Here is a 19636-nt window from a genome sequence, read left to right as displayed (position 1 = left end):
GCCGAGGCCGGAGTGCCGGACCAGACGTACCGACTCACCCTACTGACTACTGATACATGGCACGGTAGCAAGCCCCAGAGGCGGGGGTAACCCTCCCAGGGGATGTGGGCCGCCTGGACGGCGGCCGTCAAGCCCCCATGGACGGGTTCATGGCGACCCCAGGGAGGGTTACCTCCGCCTCTGGGGCGAACCCAGCCACGATACCTGCGGGCCACGGCCTTCCAATGCCCCCAGCCACCGTACCGGTAGTGAACCAAGGCATCAGTTAGTATCAGCTTTAGGGCTGCTCCACCTGAAGCGATACCGATGGGCTGTCGTTTTCCGCCAAATCCACCACCACCGGTTCGGCGACCCAATCGCCGGGCGAGCGCTCCGCCGTACCCTGGAAGGAGACGCGGGCGGTGAGTTCGACTTCAGCCTGGCCGGTCAAACCACCCATTCCGCCCATGGCATCGGCGTCGGTGAGGACGATGGTATTTTGCTGCGCGTTGACGGGAAGGCGTTTTACGGCCAGGGGCATGCGACCGCCCGGTGGGCGGGCGTAGACGAACAGAGCCGCCGTGTCGGGCAGGCCTTCCCAGGCGGTGGGCAGGCTGACCTGAACGCTGACTTCGGGGCCGGTGGCGGCTTCGTAGTCGATGCCCTGTTCGGCCAGGGCGGCCTGGGAGCGGTTAATAAACTCGTCGATGACACGGGTGTCGGCCTGCTCGCCGGCGAGGCGTTTGAGTCGGCTCCAGTAGTCGATGGAGTCGCGATAGTTGCCGAGTTCGTAGCTGAGGCGCCCGGCGAAGCCGAGTGCGAGGGTGTGCTGGGCGTTGAATTCGAGGGCTTCTTCGAACCGGTCGAGGGCAGCCTGGTTTTGCTGTTGCGCCCAGAGCGACTGCCCGAGGTAGGCAAGGACAGTGGCTTCGTCTTCGGCGCTGCGCTGACCGGTGCGCAGCAGCGTCAGCACGCGCTCGAGGCTGGGCTGGGCGTCGACGTACTGGCCGAGTTCCATTTGCATGTTGGCGAGTCGGAACCACCCTTCGAGGTCTTCCGGGTGGTCTTCGAGCAGTTTTTTGTAGCCGGTCAGGGTCTCTTTAAGCTGGGCTTCAGTCGGTTGCTCGGCGGAGGCGAGTTCGATGAAGCTGCGGCGGACTTCAACGGCGTCGGAGGCTCCCCAGCTCTGATAGAGCCAAAAGGAGGCGCCGCCGACCATCACCAGGATCACGATGGCGATGGACCAGGGCATGGGTTTGTATTGCTTGGCCTCGCCCTGCTTGCGAGTGTCTTCGAGCAGGGCGCGCTCGGTCTCGTCGCGGAACTGACGGTAGTCTTCCGGATCCAGTTCGCCGTTGCGATGCTGGGTCTCCAGGGACGCCAATCGCTCTTTGTGAATGGCGATCGCCTCGTCGATGGAGTCGCGCCCGGAGGCGACGTGACTGGTGCGGATGGCGAGGAAAACAAAGAACCAAGCGGCCAGCACCATAAGAATGAATACGGTCATGAGGATTCGGAATCCTTGTCCAGGATGGCTTGAATTCTAGCGCGCTCTTCATCGCTCAACGGGGCCTGGCTGGTTTGCCGGGACCGGCGCGAGAGCCACAGAATGAGGGCGGCCCCGATGACGATGCCGAGCACGGGGGCCAGCCACAACCAGACGGTGCCCAGGGTAACGCGCGGTTTGTAGATGACGAATTCGGTATAGCGGTCGACCATGTAGTCGACGATCTCGTCGTTGCTGTAGCCGAGGTGCAGCAGTTCGTAGGTCTTGTCGCGCATGTCTTCGGCGATGGGGGCGTTCGAGCCGGCGATGTTCTGGTTTTGACACTTGGGGCAGCGCAACTGGAAGGTCAGTGTCTGATACCGCTCACGCAGCTCTTCGTTATCGAAATACAGACTTTCCTCGGCGGCCCAGGCGAAACCGACGAAAAGCGCAAGACACAGTACAGTGGCGAGGGGTTTATTCCATCGCATCATAAATAGCCTTCAATTTGTTGTCCCAGACGGCTGAGTCGATCGGCCCCTGATAACGGTGTTGGATGACGCCGCTGGAGTCGACGAAAAAGGTTTCCGGTGCGCCGGTGACGCCGAGTTCGAAGCCCAGGTCGCCGTTTGGATCGTAAATGTCGATTTCGTACGGGTTGGCGTAGTCCGCCAACCAGTCCAGCGCCAGATCGCGCTCGTCCTTGTAGTTAACGCCGATGATGCGCACACCTTCACTGGCGAGCGAGTTGAGATACGGATGCTCGAACTTACAGGACGGGCACCATGTCGCCCAGAAATTCATCAGGTAAGGTTCACCATCGAGGCTGCCGCGGGTCAATACGGTCTGAGGGTCGTTTACCGCGGTCAGGCGGAATTCGGGCATTGGTTTGCCTTCCCGCGCCGAGGGTATTTCCCGCACATCGACGTCTTTCCAGAAAACATAGCCGAACAGTCCAAGCAGTCCAAAGACGGCGATTGCCGGTAAAAACAGGACCCAGCGTTTGTTCATGCTTCACCTCCGCGACGACTGCGATAACGGCGATCCAGCAAGGCGACGAACCCGCCCAGCGCCATGAAGATGGCCCCGAGCCACATCCAGCGGATAAAGGGTTTGACTTGCAGGCGCAGGGCCCAGGCCTGTCGCTCCTCATCCAGCGGCTCGGCCAGGGAGACATACAGATCCCGGAACAGTCCGGCGTCGATGCCGGCTTCAGTCATTGTATTGCGCTGAACGTTGTAAAAGCGTTTTTCGGGGTTCAGCTCGGCCACGGCGCGGTCACCTACCGACACTCGGACAACGCCGAAATCGGACTGGTAGTTCGGCCCGCGAACGACATTGGTGCCGTCGAATTCAAAGGTATAACGCCCCATCTCGACCTGCTCGCCGGGCGCCATGCGGAAATCCCGTTCGACATCGTAGTTCGACACCAGCACCACGCCGAGTACGGCCAGTACGACCCCGAAATGCGCCAGCCACATGCCCCAGAAACCACCACCGGCCTTGCGCAAGGCTCGCCAGGGGTTACTCGCGTTGCGGGTCCGGTCGATCAGCAGGCGTACCAGCCCGGCCATCAGCCAGAACGCCATGGCCAGGCCCAGCCAGACTTGCCAGTGAAAACTGCGTGCTACGATCAACGGCAAGATCAGCGCCGCGACGGCCGCGACCGGGATGCCGATTTTCAACTGGGTACGCAGGTCCGCCGGGCGTTGCCGTTTCCAGCGCATCAGTTGTCCGACGCCGAGCAGCGCCAGCAGAAACACCATCAGGAAATTGAACATCATGTTGAAGTACGGCGCCCCAACCGACAGTTTTCGCCAGCCGAACGCATCGAACAACAGAGGCAGCAAAGTACCCAGGAGCACCATGAATGCGATGACCACAAGAATGATGTTGTTGGCCAACAGTGACGCTTCGCGGGAGAGCAACCGGTATTCGCCCGCGACCCGGATGTCCGACGCGCGCAAAGCATAGAGCAGCAAGGAACCGCCGACTGTGAACAACAAAATAAAGAGAATGAAGACGCCTCGCTCCGGGTCGGTCGCGAAGGCGTGGACACTGGTCAGGACACCACTGCGTACCAGGAAGGTACCCAACAGACTGAACGAAAACGCCATAATGGCCAGCAGCAAGGTCCACGATTTGAACAGGTTGCGTTTCTCGGTCACGGCCTGGGAATGGATCAATGCCGTACCGACCAGCCAGGGCATGAAGGAGGCGTTTTCGACCGGATCCCAGAACCACCAGCCGCCCCAGCCGAGTTCGTAATAGGCCCACCAACTGCCCAATGCGATGCCGAGCGTCAGGAACGACCAGGCGACATTGGTCCAGGGCCGGGCCCAGCGCGCCCAGCCGGCGTCGAAGCGACCGGTGATCAGTGCGGCGATGGCGAAGGCGAAGGCTACCGAGAAACCGACGTAGCCCATATAGAGCAATGGCGGGTGCAAAATTAGGCCGACATCCTGCAACAACGGATTAAGGTCATTGCCGTCGGAGGGGGGAATAGGCAGCAATCGGTCGAACGGATTGGACGTCACCAGCAAAAACAACAGAAACGCCAGGGCGATGATGCCCATCACCGACAGCACGGTGCTTTTCAGTTCCTGTGACAGCGAGCGGGCAAATACGCTGACAGCCGCCGCCCAGCCGCCGAGCATCAGCACCCAGAGCAGCATGGAGCCTTCATGGTTACCCCAGGTGGCCGAAGCCTTGTAATACCAGGGCAACTGGCTGTTGGAGTTTTCCGAGACAATGCGCACCGAAAAATCGTCGGCCAGGAAACTGGCCATCAAAATGCCGAACCCGGTCAGCAGAAAGAAAAACATTCCCCAGGTCAGGGCGGATGCGGATTTCTGTAGGCCGTTGTGTCCGGTGACGACACCCGCCAACGGCAGTGAGGCCAGGGCGACCGATAACAGCAGGGCCAGGATCAGCGCAAATTGTCCGTATTCGGGTAGCATATAGCGTCTCGATTGAAAGAATCAGTAGCCGCCGGAATCCTGACCGGCACGCTCCAGCGCGTCGGTGATTTCCGGGGGCATGTAGGTTTCGTCGTGCTTGGCGAGGATCTCGCTGGCAACGATGGTGCCGGACTCGCTCAAACGGCCGACAGCCACGACGCCGTCTCCTTCCCGAAACAGGTCCGGCAGAATGCCTTCGAATTCCACCGGCACTTCCTCGGCGTAATCGGTTACCACGAAGGAGACTTTCAGCGAATCGGCATTACGACTGACACTGCCTTCCTTCACCATACCGCCGGCGCGAATCTGACGATCCAGCGGTGCTTCACCGCGCGCGATATCGGACGGTGAATAGAAGAAATTCATGTTCTGACCGAGGGCAAACAGCACCAGCAGAACAGCCGCGGCGATGCCGAAGGTTCCCAGCAAGGCCAACATCAGGCGTTGTTTACGTTTTGGATTCATGCTTGCTCCCGACGCAGACGACGTTTGTGTTCGGTGACCAGCCGCTTGCGAATCAGGCGCGGGCTGAGCAGATTAAACAGGAAGACACCGGCGCCCAGGGCATAGGACAACCAGACGTACAGACCGTGACCGCCCATGGCGATAAAATCCGCCAGGCTGTCGAAATACCCCATCATTCGACCTTCCCCATTTGATTCAGTTCCTCCCGCGCCCAATTGGCCTTGCGTTCGCGCTCGAGAATTTCCAGACGGGTACGGATCAGCACCCAGGCCGCCGTGGCGAGAAAAAAGCCAAGGATGGACAGCAACAAGGGCGTCAGCATCATCGGATGCATGGGCGGAGGCTCGGTGATTTTCAGCGTGGCCGGCTGGTGCAGCGTATTCCACCACTCGACCGAGAACTTGATGATCGGCAGGTTGACCACACCGACCAGCGCCAGTATCGCGGCTGCACGATCGCCGCTTTCGGGGCGTTCCATGGCGTTGTGCAGCGCCCACAGCCCCAGGTATAACAGCAGCAGAACCAGCATGGACGTCAGTCGCGCGTCCCACTCCCACCAGGTGCCCCAGGTCGGCTTGCCCCAGATGGCTCCGGTGGCAAGCGCCAGTACTGCCATGCTGATGCCGACGGGAATGCATTGTTTGGCGGCGTAGAAAGAGAGTTTGATGCGCCAGACCAGACCAATCAGGCCCATAACCGCAATGGCGGCGTAAATCGCCTGGGAAAGAAACGCGGCGGGTACGTGCAGAAAGATGATGCGGTAGCTGTTGCCCTGCAGACGCTCGATGGGAGCGAACATCAGGCCCCAAACCAATGCCGTGACCAGCAAAAGGGTGGCCGCCCAACCCAACCAGAAACTCAAGGGTTTGCTCAGGGTGTAAAACCACTTTGGGGAGGTCCACTTATGGAACCAACGCACCAGCGTTTGCCACATTCAACACAACTCCGACCGGGCCAGCCCGGCGTATGAATTCAATCTCCGACGGCGATCCGCAGCGCCGCCACGGTTGCCAGCGGTGTGAGCACCAAAGCGCCGAGCGCCATGGCCGCCAGCAATGCCAACTGCCCGGCCCAGGGCAGGCCGTCACCCGCCGCCTGAACCGCCGCCGTTCCGAAAATAATCACCGGAACGAACATCGGCATGATCAGGACCGTCAAGAGCAGACCGCCCTTTCGCAAGCCCACCGTTAAAGCGGCACCGACCCCCCCGATCAGACTGAGCGTCAGCGTGCCGAGTGCCAGAGTCAGCATCAACAACGGTACGGCTCCGGCCGGTAACGCCAACATCACCGACAACACCGGCGACAGCAGCGTCAGCGGCAGCCCGGTCACCAGCCAATGCGCGATGACCTTGCACAGCACCAGCAGCGTGGGCGGCGTGGAGGCCAACAGCAACTGCTCCAGAGAGCCGTCTTCGAAGTCGCTGCGAAACAGCAAATCCAGCGAGAGCAGATTCGCCAGCAGAGCGGCGACCCACAATACACCGGCGGCCATCTCCGCGAGCTTGTCCAGATCCGGCGTAACGCCAATCGGAAACAGGGTGACCACGATTAAAAAGAACAACAGCGGGTTGACCAGGTCCGCCCGACGGCGATAAGCCAATTGCAGTTCGCGGCGCAAAACGCGAGCGAGAATGGCGGTCATCGTCATGCCGGAACTCCCAGCGTCAAACCTCGCACCTGGTCCCCTTCGATGCCGTGGTGACTGGTCATAATGACGCAGCCCCCGTCCGAGGCGAACGCCCGGATACGATCCTTCAACAGGTCGACTGCCTGCACGTCCAGTGCGGTCAGCGGTTCATCGAGCACCCAGGCCTTGACCGCAGGTACCGACACAAACAAACGGGCCAGGGCGACGCGACGCTGTTGCCCGGCGGATAACTGGTGACTCGGGATGTCCTCGAAGCCGCGCAACCCGACCTGGGCCAGCGCCTGCCAAAGATGTTCGGACGGGACCTGATGGCCGTGTAACGCCAACCCGTAGCGCAAATTTTCAAGCGGCGATTGTAACAACGTGACCGCCGGCCTATGGGCGATATACCAAATCTTTTCATTGGGTTCGACCGATGTTTCGGTGTCCTCCGGAAACCAGCGAACCTCGCCTTCCACGACATGACTGAGGCCCACCAAACGCCTCAGCAGTGTCGTCTTTCCGGAACCGTTCGGCCCCTTGAGGTGCAGGATGTCGCCCTGATCCAATTGAAAGGAGAGCGCCTCGAACAGAACCCGTTCGTCCCGTTCGCAGTACAGACGGTCAGCCGTCAAAACAGCGGACATGGCCTTCCCAGTGTGAAAATGTCGCGCGATTATACCGGGTGCGGTCACAGAATTGGACCAGTGGACTACAGAGAGACCGCTTCAGGCCGCTACACTTTTGGAAACCTTTACAGCAACCAACCCGGAAACCTGTATGGCTATTGATCGTGGTGACGCCATCCGGCGCCCTCTGGACAGCACGCTCGCCACCCGCCCGCTACATCGGGGCGGGGATGGCATCGTGCAGCTGCCCAGCCAGGCGCTGGAGCAACTGCGGCAGTCATCGCCCGCCATTGCCGTGGTGGTCGAACAGGCCAACCTCGGCACCCGGGAAAAACCGCTGTTCGAAGTATTATTGCAGTTGAACAACCAATGGGTGCGAGCCCGCAGCGACCGACCGTTCGAACCGGGTACGGTCCTGCTGGTCGAAGCCGCCCGGGGCAACGAGATCCGGGTCTTGCCGAACCCCGAACCCCAGCAACTGAACCGGATGATCCAGGCGTCGCTGAGCTTCTGGCAGGCCCATACCCTGCCCCGGGTTCAGGCCACGCAACTGCCGACCGTCCCCAACACCCAGGCCCTGACACAGCTCGCCGCCGAGCAGCCGGCGTTGCGCCCCCTGGTGCAGTGGCTGAACCAGACACCACCGCTGACCACCCGCGCGGTCGCGCAATGGATGCAGGAATTCCTGCCCATGCCACAGGCGGTGGGCCGCTCTCCCCTGCCCCCGATCCCCCCAGAGGCGGGCTGGAGTCGCCCTGGAGCCGGTTCAGTCGCATCGGTCGGCGGTACCCAGACGCCGGCAACGTCCACGACCGTGCCGCAGCAAACAGGCCCGGTGAGACCGCCCGATCCCGTAATCGGGTTACAACGCCCCTTGAGTGCCTTGATTCAAGCGACACAACCGGCTTCCAATCGCCCCTCTCTCGCTGCGCTGTTACCAACAGCAGCCACAACCACATCACCACCGGCGGCGAACCCGGCGAATACGCCATCCGCGGTTCCCGCCGGTCGCCCCGTACCGTTGCAAGCCATTGGCAGCCCGGTTCAAGTGGTTCCCGTGATCAAAGAGGTCATGCAGGCGCTCGCATCGCAGCCTTTGCAGTCCGCCCCGACAGCCTTGCAGCCGCCGGCCGCCCCGCCCCTGCCCACGCTGACACCGGCCGCGCCGGCTTCCGGCCAAACGACTCAATGGGCGCCCCTGCCCTCCACCGACGGACAGACCGGTCGCGTTCCGATCGAGATCCGGCTGGCGCAGTGGATCAATCTGCTCAACGACCGCATCAGCCAGCACCCGGCCAGCCTGCAACAAAGCCTGGCCCAGCGTGCCCAGCAGATTCTGAACACCCAGGCCGACGCCTACCCGACGCCTTCCGCGACCGGTCAGGCTCAAGCGGCGGCCGGACGCTCCACAACGGAAGACATGCAGCCCTTGCTGCAATTGCGCAACCTGCTGGATGCCTTTCAAGGCAAGACGCAGAACAATGCCATCCAACAGGCGCTAAGCACCTTCAATCAACCGGATACACCCCAAATCCAGCAATTGAGCATCCCACTGATCTGGCTCGGCCCGTCGGCCTGGATGAATATGGAATGGTGGCAGGAACGCCGCAAAGACGCATCGGACAAGGACGAGGCCAGCAAAGGCAAACGCCTCTGGCGCTTCCGGCTGTTCTTCGAGCTGGACCCGCTCGCTCCGCTGTGCGCGGACCTGGTCTGGGAACCCGGTCAGACGGACGTCACTTTCTGGTCCGAAGACCAGAACACCCTCACCTTCCTCAACCGCCACCTGGATACGCTGGAGGAATGGACCGAAGGACTGGGCGAGCGACGGCTGCACACCCGACACGGCATGCCGAAGAAAAAGACCACGCCGAACCCGGACGAATTTAAACCGTTGGTGGATGTCAGAACATGACCGATAAAGACCAGGAACCGAAAGCCGCCGCCCTCACCTACACCGGCAAACGCACGCCAATCGTCTCGGCATTGGGGGTGAACGAACAGGCGGAGGAAATATTGAAACTGGCTCGGGAAAACGACGTGCCGGTGTATCAGGATGAAGACCTGGTGCACATTCTCAATCAGTTGAACACCGGCCAGGAAATCCCGCCGGATCTGTACGATTGGGTCGCGCGGATATTGGCGTTTTCGTTTTTTCTGCGGGATCGGGTTCCGGAGGGATTTTCGCCGTCGGCGACAAAATCGGCTTATCAACGCGTTCGCGATGCGTACGGCAAGCCGGATCTGGGGTAAGGATCGGGTTTGTAGGGCAGAAGTGGTCCGACACATCGGGCCCAAAGGGCGTTATCTGCCGTGTTTAGGATCATCAGCCAAAGAGTACTCCGTGACACTGAATTCAAACATCGGCAGATAACGGCTTCGCCTCTTCTGCCCTACCGTCACACGGAGACCAAGTGCCGCACCTTACCTTCCGGTTCAATTTGCCGCACTCGTTCGGTCATCCAGTCCAGCACCACCGGAAAATGATCCACCCAGGCGTCGTCGTGCTGCAGCATCGACAAAGGTGAATAATTTCGCAGGTTGCCATCCCGTTTTCCCAGCACCATCAGTCGCGCGTTGTGCGTGCCGATTTCGCGCATGAATTCCCGCACATCGGCCGGATGGTCGTCGTAGCCGCCGTTGCGGCGGGCGAAGTACAGGCTGGCGGGCCAGTCGAGGGATTGCGCGGCGGTCGTGTAGTCGAACAGAGCGTCTTCGTTCCGGCCGACCCAGTCGGATTCGCTCCAGTCGAGGTATTCCCGGTACAGGGTAATGGTTTCGGCATCGAGCGATTGGCGCAGCCAGTTCAATGGAATCTCACCTTTGATCTGTCCGATGAACGGCAGTATCCGGCGTCGCAGAACAGCCAGGGTCGGGCTGTGCGCCACGCCACCCAGCTTGGCGCTGCGTCGGGTGCCGAAGTGAACCATGCCGGCGACGTCCGGGCGCATGGCGGGGATGCGGGTATAGGCGGAAGCGAGCAGGACGCCGCCGAACCCCTGACCGATCAGGAAGACCGGTTTGCCTTTGGCCAATCGGCGGGCTTCGGTGGCCAGGCGCGGCAAGTCTTCGGTAACGATATCCTCGATGCCGTGTGTCATCCGACGGCTGCGCTTCGGCCAGCTTTGGCCATGGCCGATCAGATCCGGCACCAGGCAGGCGAAGCCCATTTCGGACAGGAAGTTGGCGAGGCCGTGGCCTTCGTGCAGGAAAAGATCACCCCGGTTGCCGAGACCATGAACCAGCAGGACGATGCCCTGTGGATTTTCGGGGGCAAGCTGGCGTACGAAGAGGTGGCCGCCCTGAACAGTGGGGACTTTGAGGCGTTCTTCGTGGATCTGTTGCTTCATGGCTTCGGTCTCGGTTGGACGTTGGGGCCGGTAATTTTTGTTGGATTACGGCCTTCGGCCTAATCCAACCTACTTGACTGTTGTTTCATGTCGGGTCTCGGTTTGTTTTATTCACCCTCTCCCCGCCCCTCTCCCAAAGGGAGAGGGAGAAAAAGGTTTGAACACAGAACTCAAATTACTCGGCCAGTACGGTCTGCCATTGTTTTTCCAGACGCTTATTGGAAATCGTCACCTTGGTGCCGAGCGTCTGGGCGAACAGCGAGACGCGATATTCTTCCAGGTACCAGCGAAAGTCGGTCAGCGCCTGACTCAGGCGCTGCTGTTCGCGCAGTGCTTTTCGCTTGGTTTCGTAACGTTGCCAGAATTCGTTCAATTCATCCACCAACAGGTTCTCACGCGCGGGGACGCCGCCACTGCGGTTGATGCGTTTGTCCGCCGCGTCGATGTAACGCGGGATCTCCGCGCGCCATTCGTCCGGCGTGGCGCTGACAAAGCCAGGATACACCAGATGGTCCAGCTGGGCGGCGATGTCCGAATAGATAAACGCCACGGCGAACGATACCTTGCCTTTCAATTGCTTGCGGACTTTGTGATGACGGGACAGGATGTCATGCACTTCCCGGGCGATGCGTTCGCCCTCTTCCACCAGATGCCCCCGACCGGCGTCGACCCAGGCGTCGAATGCCTGTCGCGTGCGTGGCAGCGGCTGATCCGGCCTGACCAGGGCGGCGCGCAAGGCGGCCCAAAGAATATCCTGACGCAATGGATCAGCCTTGCCGTACGGGGCGAACAATAGCGCGGATTCCTTGAACGCCGGCAGCCGTTTACCCAGATAGTCGAGGGTGTCGGCCAACCGGAAACCCGCCAGGCGCAGCAAGCCTTCGGTGTGCTGGGCATCCGCCCAGGGGCGCTGCGTGAACGACTCGATCGCCACGGCGTTGACCTTATCGACCAGGGCCGGATACATCTCGACCTGGATACCGGCCTGCATGTGGTGCTCCACGTCGGGCAGGTCACCGCAGTCCCAATCGGTCATATGGCGCGGACCCTTGTCCTTTTTCGGCGTTTTGGGATGGGCCTGGCTCTTGGCCGCGCTGGCATTGGCCGGTTGTTTCAGGGCTTCCAGATCGCGCCCTGTGGCGATGGTCTTGCCGGCTTCATCCACAACGCGGAAACGAATTCGGTGATGCGGCTCCAACTTCTCCGGCTGCCACTCGGCCTCCGGTACCCGCACCCCGGTCATGCGGAACAGTTTTTCGCCGATGGCCTTATACAGCGGCACATCGCTGATTTCCAGGCCGTTCATCAAGGCGTCGGCAAAGTCCGGCACCGGCACGAAATTGCGGCGGTAGGCCTTGGGCAACGACTTGATCAACGCGATAATTTTGTCGCGCAGCATACCCGGCACCAGCCAGTCCAACCGGCCTTCGGGCAACTGCGCCAGAGCGCCGGCCGGTACCGTCAGGGTGACGCCATCGGCCTCATGGGTGGGCTCGAACCGGTAGGACAGCGGCAGCTTCATCCGGTTAATGGTCAGATGGTCCGGATACTGTTGTTCGGTAACGGCCTCGGCCGCATGCTGCATCAGTTTATCCGGGGTCAGTTCCAGCCAGTCCTCGGGCTGGTTTTTCAACCAGGCATGAAAACCGGCGCTGTTGACGATGTCTTCGGGAATGCGTTCGTCATAGAAGGCGAACAGGGTCTCGTCGTCGACCAGGATGTCGCGGCGCCGGGCCTTGTCTTCCAGCCCGGTGACTTCGTTCAACAGCGACCGGTTCTTCTCGAAAAACGGCGCCTGGGTCTGGAACTCACCTTCGACCAGCGCGGCACGGATGAAGATTTCGCGTGCCTGTTCCGGATTGATCTTACCGAAGTGCACCGGACGCTGACTGACGATCGGCAAGCCATAGAGAGTCAATGTTTCCTTGGCGACGACCTGACCGCGCTTCTTCTCCCAATGCGGGTCGGTGTACTGACGTTTGACCAGATGCAACGCCAGCGGTTCCAGCCAGCGCGGCTCTATCTTCGCCACGGTGCGGGCGAACAACTGGGTGGTTTCCACCAACTCGGCGGCCATAAGCCATTTGGGACCTTTTTTCGCCAGCGCGGACGACGGGTGAATCCGGCACTGGCGACCGCGCGCGGCCGTGTAAATACGGTCTTCCTTGAAGGCGGCGATCTGGCTCAGCAGTCCTGAGGCCAGCGCCTTGTGAACGCGTTCGAAACCGGCCGGCTCCTCGTTCAGGCCATAGCCCAAATCCTTGCACAGCAGATGCAGTTGACGGTGGATGTCCCGCCATTCGCGCATGCGTAAATAATTGAGGAACTGGGTTTTACAGAACTTGCGCAGCTGATTCTGGCTCAACGCCTGGCGCTGTTCTTCATAGCGTTGCCAGAGATTCCAGAAGGCGAGGAAATCCGAATCCTTGTCTTTGTCCTGGGCGTGTTTTTCGGCAGCGGCCTGTTGTTTGTCCTGCGGGCGCTCACGCGGATCGGGAATGGACAGGGCACTGGCGATCACCAGGATTTCGCTCAACGCCTTCTGCTGTTGCCCTTCGATCACCATGCGGCCGATGCGCGGGTCCACCGGCAAACGGGCCAGCTGCTTACCCAGTGGCGTCAATTTGCCCTGATCGTTCACCGCCGCCAATTCGTTCAGCAAGGTGTAACCGTCGCGGATCATCCGCCGGTCCGGCGGTTCCAGAAACGGGAAATCCTCGATATGACCGAGCCGCATGTGCAGCATCTGCAGGATAACCGACGCCAGATTGGTGCGCAGGATCTCCGGATCGGTGAACTCCGGTCGCTGCTGGAACTCCTCCTCGTCATACAGCCGGATGCACAGCCCGGGCGCGATCCGGCCGCACCGACCGGCGCGTTGGTTCGCCGAAGCCTGGGATATCGGCTCGATCGGCAATCGCTGCACTTTGGAGCGATAGGAATAGCGGCTGATCCGGACCAGCCCGCTGTCCACCACGTAATGAATGCCCGGGACCGTCAGCGAGGTCTCCGCCACATTGGTCGACAACACAATGCGCCGGCCGCTGTGCGAAGCGAAAATTCGTTGTTGCTCGCTGGCACTCAACCGGGCGTAGAGCGGCAACAGTTCGGTATGATGCAGTTGCGCAGGCTTCAGCGTATTGAACGTCTCGCGAATCTCACGCTCGCCTGGCAGGAACACCAGCACATCCCCGCCCCGGCCATGCGTCTCACCGGCCGCTTCCAGCCGTTCGATCTCCTGCACCGCATCGAGCACGGCGCCGGGCAGATCCGCCGAGTAATCGTCCTCCTCTGGACTCATCGGCCGGTACAACACATCCACCGGATGGCTGCGCCCCGACACCTCGATCACCGGCGCCTCGCCAAAATGCTCGGAAAACCGTTCCACATCGATGGTCGCCGACGTGATGATCAGCTTCAGGTCGGGCCGTCGCGACAACAGCTGCTTCAGATAGCCCAACAGAAAATCGATGTTCAGACTGCGTTCGTGCGCCTCATCGATGATGATGGCGTCGTACTTGTTCAGAAACGGATCGTGCTGAATCTCGTTCAGCAAAATCCCGTCCGTCATCAGCTTGACCAGCGTATTCTCGCTGGACGAATCGGTGAACCGAACCTGATAACCCACAGCCCCGCCCAACTGAACATTCAGTTCCTCGGCGATCCGGCTCGCCACCGACCGCGCCGCCAGGCGCCGCGGCTGCGTATGCCCGATCACCCCGGCCCGGCCCAGTCCCGCTTCAAGGCACAACTTGGGCAATTGCGTGGTTTTACCCGAGCCAGTTTCCCCGGCGATCACCACCACCTGGTGTTCCTGAATCGCCGCCAGGATGTCATCGGCCCGCTCACTGACCGGCAACTCTTCATTCAACCGGATTGCGGGCAAGCTCTGCGTTCTCGCATCAAACCCGGCACGCGACCGTTCGAACACCGAACGAACAGCCTTGGCGAGTTTTTCCGCGGATTTACCCTGCTGCTCCAGCTGCTGCCATTTCCGGCAACGCTGACGCAGGTAGTGGCGATCACGGACCAGGCAAAGATGCAGTTGATCGAGGATGTCGGTGAGGGTTGGGGATTGACTCATGTACCGTCTGATTACTGACAAAGGACGGGCATTATAGGGGGGTTACAAAGGGGATCATAGGTCCCTATCCAGGCAGGAATCCGCGATGGCTGCCAGGCGAACTCTCTCGGGGTCGCGCGGTATGCCGCCCACTCAACCCGTCCATGGGGGCTTGACCTCGGCATCCATGCCTCGCACATCCCCGAGAGAGTCCCCCTGGCACCCACCGCTCACTGACGGTGGCAAGAACTACCCTCTTGGTATTTAGCTCTCACGCAGTTCTCTGCGAAGAACCTTGCCAACATTAGTCTTCGGCAATTCATCACGGAACTCGAACTGCTTCGGTACCTTGTACGGTGTCAGGTTCTCGCGGCAGAAATCCACCAGCTCTTTCTCTTCGACCGGTTCTTTGGCGACGACAAAGACTTTCACGGCCTCGCCGGTTTTCTCACTCGGTACGCCGATCGCCGCGCATTCCAGTACTTTCGGGTGCTGGGTCAGGACATCCTCGATTTCGTTCGGATAGACGTTGAAGCCGGAGACGACAATCATGTCCTTCTTGCGGTCGACGATTTTCAGGTAGCCGTCTTCCTGCAACACCGCGATGTCACCGGTCTTCAGGAAGCCATCCTTATCGATGGTTTTGGCCGTGTCGTCCGGGCGGTTCCAGTACCCCTTCATGACCTGTGGGCCGCGTACCTGCAGTTCACCCGGCTCGTTGAAGCCCTGGAGATTGCCGTCGTCGTCGCAGATGCGCACTTCGGTACTCGGCGCGGGGATGCCGATAGTGCCGAGCTGCTGGTAACCGTTGGGGTTGAAGGAGATTACCGGGGAGGACTCGGTCATGCCGTAGCCTTCGGAGATCTTGCAGCCGGTGGTTTCTTCCCAGCGCTTGGCGGCGGCGAGGGTCAGGGCCATGCCACCGGAAATGGTCAGCTTCAGTTGGCTGAAATCGACGTTCTTGAAGTCTTCGTTGTTCATCAGGCCGACGAACAGGGTGTTCAGACCCACGAACCCGGTGAACCGGTGGGCGTTCAACTCCTTCACAAAGCCCGGAATGTCACGCGGGTTCGGGATCAGGATGTTGTGGTTGCCGGTCAGCATGAGCGTCATGCAATGCACGGTGAAGGCGTAGATGTGATACAGCGGCAGCGGTGCGATGACCGTTTCCTGGCCGTCCTTCAGGGCCAGCCCGAAGAATTCGTAACACTGCAGCATGTTGGCGACCAGATTGCGATTGGTCAGCATCGCGCCCTTGGCCACACCCGTGGTACCGCCGGTGTATTGCAGGATGATGGTCTCGTCGTGACCGGCCGGGGTGCGCTTGTACTGATGACGCGAACCCTGGCTCAGAGCCTGGCGGAAGGAGCCGACGCGGCTGGCGTCGTAAGCCGGCACCATCTTCTTGACGCGCTTAACCACGGTGTTGATCAGGACCCGCTTCAGGGTCGGGTGCATGTCGGCGATTTCGGTGACCAGGATGTGCTTGACCGGGGTTTTCGGCTGCACCTTGATCGCCTGGGCGGCCATACCGGCGTAGACCACCAGCGCCTTGGCACCGGAGTCGTTCATCTGGTGCTCGAGCTCGCGTTCGGTATAGAGCGGGTTGGTGTTGACCACGGTCAAACCGGCGCGCAGGGCCCCGAACACGGCGATTGGGTATTGCAGGATGTTCGGCAGTTGCACCGCGATACGGTCGCCCGGTTGCAGATCGGTGTTGTTTTGCAGGTAAGCGGCGAAATTGGCCGACAGACGGTCCAGATCCCCGTAGGTTAGGGTGTGGCCCATGCAGGTATAGGCCGGTTTGTCGGCGAATTGCCGGGTTTTCTCGTCGAACAGATCCAGAACGGTGTCGTAGGATTCCGGATCGATGGTGGCTTTCATACCGGCCGGATACTGGGTGTGCTTGTAGGCGTCTGTCATGCGCACTCCTTCATTATTATTGTCGAGACCGGTGCGCTCTGGGGCAGAACCCGACGGCTTCGGCCTCTCATTCAAACGTTTGTTTTACTTGCGTGGGGCGGATTGTCCCTTGTTTTCCAACCTGAATTCAACTCTTTCGTGATTTTTTGGCAAGTGAGGTGTTGGGTTACGCGCTGTCGCGCTAACCCAACCTACTGACCTCGCAATTCGCGGCGGAGGATTTTTCCGACCGGGGTGAGCGGCAGCGCGTCGCAGAATTCGATGATTTTCGGGACCTTGTAGCCCGCCAGGTTGCTGCGGCACCAGGCGTCGAGTTCGGCTTCGGTGGCATCGGGGTCGCGGCGGACGACGAAAGCCTTGACGATTTCACCGGAATGCGAGTCGGGCACGCCGACGGCGGCGCAGGCGGCTACGCCGGGGTGGTTGAGCAGTACGTTTTCAATTTCGTTCGGGTAGACATTGAAACCGGAGACCAGGATCAGGTCCTGCTTGCGATCGACGATCTTGATGTAGCCGTCCTCGTCGCGCCAGGCCAGGTCGCCGGTCTTCAGCCAGCCATCCGGGGTAAAACTGTCCGCTGTGGCCTGGGGAGCGTGCCAGTATCCCTGGAACACCTGAGGGCCACGCACGCACAATTCCCCGACTTCGCCGGGAGCCAGGGCATCGCCCTCCTCGTCCTGGATCCGCACCTCGGTGTCCGGAACCGCGCGGCCGACGGTGCCGCGTTTGATTCGTCCCAAGGGGTTCATGGCCACGGCCGGTGACGCCTCGGTCAGGCCGTACGCCTCCAGGACCTCGCACCCGGTGACCCGCGCCCAGCGTTCCGCCACGGTGCGCGTCAGGGCCGCCCCACCGGACAAAGTCAGCCGAAGGTCGCGAAAATCGACCTTGTTGAAGCCTGGGTGTTCAAGCAGATTCTGAAACAGGGTGTTCAACCCGACGATGCCATTGAAGCGATACCGGTTGAGCACCTTGATCAATTGGTCGGTGTCGCGCGGGTCGGTGATCAGAACGCTGTGATTGCCGACAGCCATCATGCACAGGCAATGCGCGGTAAAGGCGTAGATGTGGTACAGCGGCAGCGGTGCGATCACCAGTTGCCGGCCTTCCTCGAACAAGGGCAACCCCTGTTCGTCGCGCTCGTCGAGTACGGTGCGCACCTGGCGCATATTGGCGACCAGATTGGCGTGGCTGAGCATGGCGCCCTTGGCGACGCCGGTGGTGCCCATGGTGTACTGCAACAAGGCGACATCGTCGGGCTCGGGATCCAGCCGGTCGATAACGCATTCATAGCCCTGCTCCACCGCATCCAGAAACGGGATGGCCTGGGGCAGCTCGAAAGTGGGAATCTTTTTCTTCAGGTATTTGGCGACGGCGTTCATCAGCACGCGCCGACCGGTGGTGTGCATGTCGCCGACCGAGGATTCGATCAGGATCTCCAGCTGGGTCTCGCCGATCACGGCTTCCACCCGGTCACCGAGCATGTCGAGATACACAATGGCGCGTGCGCCGCTGTCACTGAGTTGGTGGCGCAGTTCCCGTTCGCTGTAGAAAGGGTTGGTCGGCACCACGATCAGCCCGGCCTTGAGGGCGGCAAAGAGTGCGATGGGGAATTGCAGCAAATTGGGCAGCATCAGGGCGATGCGATCGCCCGGTTGCAGTGGCGTGCGGTGCTGGAAATAGGCGGCCAGATCCGAACTCAACCGGTCAAGCTCGGCGTAAGTCAGGGACACCCCCTGATTGGTGAATGCCGAGCGGTCGGGGAAGGTTTTACAGGTGCGCTCAAGCACGGCCAGCACCGAATCCTTGTCCGCCGGAGGGAGCGAGGTCGGAACGGACGCTTTCAAGGTCATGCGGTCTCCGAGATCATCAGGCCAGAGGGAAAACGCCCAGCCGGTGGCGGTGCGTCGACTCAGTTATGTTGGCAGCCGTCGGCAGCTGAAACAATGGTCAATCGGTGGATTTGTGCACCACGGCCGGGGTTTGTCGCACCCAGGGCGATTCGCCGTCGACGAACAGCCGGCATTCACCGGGCTGCATGATGTGCCAGGTCTCGTTGTCGGTCAGCGGCCGGGTGGCGATTACGGTGACGATGTCTTTCTCGGTGGTGACGGCGGAGAAATCGACACTCATGTCCTCGTCGGACAGATGGGCGGTTCCGAACGGTGCCCGACGGGTGATCCAGGCGAGTTTGGTGGAGCAAAAGGTCAGCAGTGCGTCGCCGTCGGACAGCAGCAGGTTGAAGACGCCCATCCGATTCAGCTCGACGCAGCGTTCGCAGACGAAGTTGGCCCAGGCCTGTTGTGAGGGCGCGTCGTCGAAGTGCCGTTGCATCTCACTGAGCAACCAGCAGAAGGCACGCTCGCTGTCGGTGGTTCCGACCGGCTGGAATCGGTCGCATTCCAACCGGCCCGCGTTGTCGAGCTGACCGTTGTGGGCGTAGGTCCAGGGCCGGCCCCAGAGTTCGCGCTGAAACGGGTGGGTGTTTTCCAGGCCGATGCGGCCGACGTTGGCCTGGCGGATGTGGCTGACGACGATGCGGCTTTTGATCGGGTAGTCGCGCAGAAAGCCGGCAATGGCGGATTCGGAGCTCGGCAGGTAATCCTTGAATTCACGCACGCCGCCCTGCTCGTAGAAGACGATGCCCCAGCCGTCCTTATGCGGACCAGTGGCACCGCCGCGCTGGACGAGGCCGGTAAAGCTGAAGCAGATGTCCGTGGGGACGTTGGCGCTCATGCCCAGGAGTTCACACATGGTGGTTGTTCCGAGTTTGTAGTTGAACCCGCGCCGTGTGCCGGGGTGTCCCATGCAGGGTCGCGCGGTATGCCGCCCACTCAACCCGTCCATGGGGGCTTGGCCTCGGCATCCATGCCTCGGACATCCCTGCATGGGACACCCCGGCACCCGGCGCTAGCCTCCATGCCAGATACATGGCTCGTAGTTCCGTAGGGTGGGCACGGCCCACCAGGGGAGACACCCTGCCAACGGATTCTGCTAAACATCAAATGACATCAGTCGCTTGGATCGGCAGTTAACCAATGGTGGGCCATGAGGCTGTGAAAGTATCCCTTCTTTAAGGTTAAAATCACGGCTTGCTATTCAAAAGGAGCTTTCCAGTGCCTGCCCGCCGCTACAAAACCGGCCAAAGCCGT

At 60.8% G+C, this 19636-nt stretch carries 16 protein-coding genes; 2 read left to right on the top strand and 14 right to left on the bottom strand.

Annotated elements, in window-relative coordinates; translation table 11 throughout:
* Window positions 1–277 precede the first annotated feature (277 nt).
* The 9 genes from ccmI to ccmA are packed head-to-tail and all read right to left on the bottom strand — an operon-like array spanning window position 278 to window position 7166.
* Window positions 278–1486 (bottom strand): c-type cytochrome biogenesis protein CcmI, encoded by a 1209-nt coding sequence (gene ccmI, locus IE111_RS23950; RefSeq protein WP_189613722.1) that lies wholly within the window; start codon window positions 1484–1486, stop codon window positions 278–280.
* Window positions 1483–1959: a cytochrome c-type biogenesis protein gene (locus IE111_RS23945; protein WP_229805508.1), complete on the bottom strand. Its 477-nt coding sequence runs from the start codon at window positions 1957–1959 to the stop codon at window positions 1483–1485. The genes ccmI and IE111_RS23945 overlap by 4 nt, the downstream gene beginning before the upstream one ends.
* Window positions 1943–2476, bottom strand: coding sequence for a DsbE family thiol:disulfide interchange protein (locus IE111_RS23940; RefSeq protein WP_189613720.1), 534 nt, complete (start codon window positions 2474–2476; stop codon window positions 1943–1945). The genes IE111_RS23945 and IE111_RS23940 overlap by 17 nt, the downstream gene beginning before the upstream one ends.
* On the bottom strand, window positions 2473–4425 hold the full coding sequence (locus IE111_RS23935) for a heme lyase CcmF/NrfE family subunit (protein ID WP_189613719.1): 1953 nt from the start codon (window positions 4423–4425) through the stop codon (window positions 2473–2475). Before IE111_RS23935 ends, IE111_RS23940 begins: the two co-directional genes overlap by 4 nt.
* Before the next feature lie 21 nt (window positions 4426–4446).
* The gene (gene ccmE / locus IE111_RS23930) at window positions 4447–4890 is read right to left on the bottom strand and encodes a cytochrome c maturation protein CcmE (RefSeq protein ID WP_189613716.1); all 444 of its coding nucleotides are present in this window, start codon (window positions 4888–4890) and stop codon (window positions 4447–4449) included.
* The gene (ccmD, locus tag IE111_RS23925) at window positions 4887–5066 is read right to left on the bottom strand and encodes a heme exporter protein CcmD (protein ID WP_229805507.1); all 180 of its coding nucleotides are present in this window, start codon (window positions 5064–5066) and stop codon (window positions 4887–4889) included. Before ccmD ends, ccmE begins: the two co-directional genes overlap by 4 nt.
* Complete coding sequence (gene ccmC, locus IE111_RS23920) at window positions 5063–5824, bottom strand: heme ABC transporter permease CcmC (protein ID WP_189613715.1); 762 nt, start codon at window positions 5822–5824, stop codon at window positions 5063–5065. The genes ccmD and ccmC overlap by 4 nt, the downstream gene beginning before the upstream one ends.
* 38 nt (window positions 5825–5862) lie before the next feature.
* Entirely contained in the window at window positions 5863–6540 is a 678-nt protein-coding gene (gene ccmB / locus IE111_RS23915; RefSeq protein WP_373300976.1) for a heme exporter protein CcmB, read from the bottom strand.
* Window positions 6537–7166 carry a cytochrome c biogenesis heme-transporting ATPase CcmA gene (ccmA, locus tag IE111_RS23910; RefSeq protein ID WP_189613713.1) on the bottom strand — a complete coding sequence of 210 codons (630 nt, stop codon included), beginning with the start codon at window positions 7164–7166 and terminating at the stop codon, window positions 6537–6539. The genes ccmB and ccmA overlap by 4 nt, the downstream gene beginning before the upstream one ends.
* A 133-nt stretch (window positions 7167–7299) precedes the next feature.
* Here ccmA and IE111_RS23905 point away from each other — a divergent pair, with 133 nt between their 5' ends.
* Window positions 7300–9063: a flagellar hook-length control protein FliK gene (locus tag IE111_RS23905; RefSeq protein ID WP_189613711.1), complete on the top strand. Its 1764-nt coding sequence runs from the start codon at window positions 7300–7302 to the stop codon at window positions 9061–9063.
* Complete coding sequence (locus IE111_RS23900; protein ID WP_189613709.1) at window positions 9060–9401, top strand: EscU/YscU/HrcU family type III secretion system export apparatus switch protein; 342 nt, start codon at window positions 9060–9062, stop codon at window positions 9399–9401. The genes IE111_RS23905 and IE111_RS23900 overlap by 4 nt, the downstream gene beginning before the upstream one ends.
* Before the next feature lie 146 nt (window positions 9402–9547).
* Here IE111_RS23900 and IE111_RS23895 read toward each other — a convergent pair whose 3' ends face one another.
* The 5 genes from IE111_RS23895 to IE111_RS23875 form a co-directional block, all read right to left on the bottom strand.
* Complete coding sequence (locus IE111_RS23895; RefSeq protein ID WP_189613707.1) at window positions 9548–10498, bottom strand: alpha/beta fold hydrolase; 951 nt, start codon at window positions 10496–10498, stop codon at window positions 9548–9550.
* Window positions 10499–10673: 175 nt separating this feature from the next.
* Complete coding sequence (gene hrpA, locus IE111_RS23890; protein ID WP_189613705.1) at window positions 10674–14582, bottom strand: ATP-dependent RNA helicase HrpA; 3909 nt, start codon at window positions 14580–14582, stop codon at window positions 10674–10676.
* 243 nt (window positions 14583–14825) lie between these two features.
* Window positions 14826–16484 (bottom strand): AMP-binding protein, encoded by a 1659-nt coding sequence (locus IE111_RS23885; protein WP_189613704.1) that lies wholly within the window; start codon window positions 16482–16484, stop codon window positions 14826–14828.
* Window positions 16485–16675: 191 nt separating this feature from the next.
* Complete coding sequence (locus IE111_RS23880; protein ID WP_229805506.1) at window positions 16676–18337, bottom strand: AMP-binding protein; 1662 nt, start codon at window positions 18335–18337, stop codon at window positions 16676–16678.
* Window positions 18338–18434: 97 nt separating this feature from the next.
* On the bottom strand, window positions 18435–19238 hold the full coding sequence (locus IE111_RS23875; protein WP_189613702.1) for a class II glutamine amidotransferase: 804 nt from the start codon (window positions 19236–19238) through the stop codon (window positions 18435–18437).
* Window positions 19239–19636 lie beyond the last annotated feature (398 nt).

Origin of the sequence: Saccharospirillum salsuginis (assembly GCF_014651855.1) — a bacterium.
Classification (GTDB): Bacteria; Pseudomonadota; Gammaproteobacteria; order Pseudomonadales; family Natronospirillaceae; genus Saccharospirillum; species Saccharospirillum salsuginis.
The sequence above is the reverse complement of the archived record's forward strand: the minus strand, read 5'-3'. Positions and strand labels throughout refer to the sequence as shown.

Coding starts and splice junctions, on each gene's coding strand:
- ccmI (WP_189613722.1), bottom strand. CDS start 1,486: ATGACCGTATTCATTCTTATGGTGCTGGCCGCTTGGTTCTTTGTTTTC.
- IE111_RS23945 (WP_229805508.1), bottom strand. CDS start 1,959: ATGATGCGATGGAATAAACCCCTCGCCACTGTACTGTGTCTTGCGCTT.
- IE111_RS23940 (WP_189613720.1), bottom strand. CDS start 2,476: ATGAACAAACGCTGGGTCCTGTTTTTACCGGCAATCGCCGTCTTTGGA.
- IE111_RS23935 (WP_189613719.1), bottom strand. CDS start 4,425: ATGCTACCCGAATACGGACAATTTGCGCTGATCCTGGCCCTGCTGTTA.
- ccmE (WP_189613716.1), bottom strand. CDS start 4,890: ATGAATCCAAAACGTAAACAACGCCTGATGTTGGCCTTGCTGGGAACC.
- ccmD (WP_229805507.1), bottom strand. CDS start 5,066: ATGATGGGGTATTTCGACAGCCTGGCGGATTTTATCGCCATGGGCGGT.
- ccmC (WP_189613715.1), bottom strand. CDS start 5,824: ATGTGGCAAACGCTGGTGCGTTGGTTCCATAAGTGGACCTCCCCAAAG.
- ccmB (WP_373300976.1), bottom strand. CDS start 6,540: ATGACGATGACCGCCATTCTCGCTCGCGTTTTGCGCCGCGAACTGCAA.
- ccmA (WP_189613713.1), bottom strand. CDS start 7,166: ATGTCCGCTGTTTTGACGGCTGACCGTCTGTACTGCGAACGGGACGAA.
- IE111_RS23905 (WP_189613711.1), top strand. CDS start 7,300: ATGGCTATTGATCGTGGTGACGCCATCCGGCGCCCTCTGGACAGCACG.
- IE111_RS23900 (WP_189613709.1), top strand. CDS start 9,060: ATGACCGATAAAGACCAGGAACCGAAAGCCGCCGCCCTCACCTACACC.
- IE111_RS23895 (WP_189613707.1), bottom strand. CDS start 10,498: ATGAAGCAACAGATCCACGAAGAACGCCTCAAAGTCCCCACTGTTCAG.
- hrpA (WP_189613705.1), bottom strand. CDS start 14,582: ATGAGTCAATCCCCAACCCTCACCGACATCCTCGATCAACTGCATCTT.
- IE111_RS23885 (WP_189613704.1), bottom strand. CDS start 16,484: ATGACAGACGCCTACAAGCACACCCAGTATCCGGCCGGTATGAAAGCC.
- IE111_RS23880 (WP_229805506.1), bottom strand. CDS start 18,337: ATGACCTTGAAAGCGTCCGTTCCGACCTCGCTCCCTCCGGCGGACAAG.
- IE111_RS23875 (WP_189613702.1), bottom strand. CDS start 19,238: ATGTGTGAACTCCTGGGCATGAGCGCCAACGTCCCCACGGACATCTGC.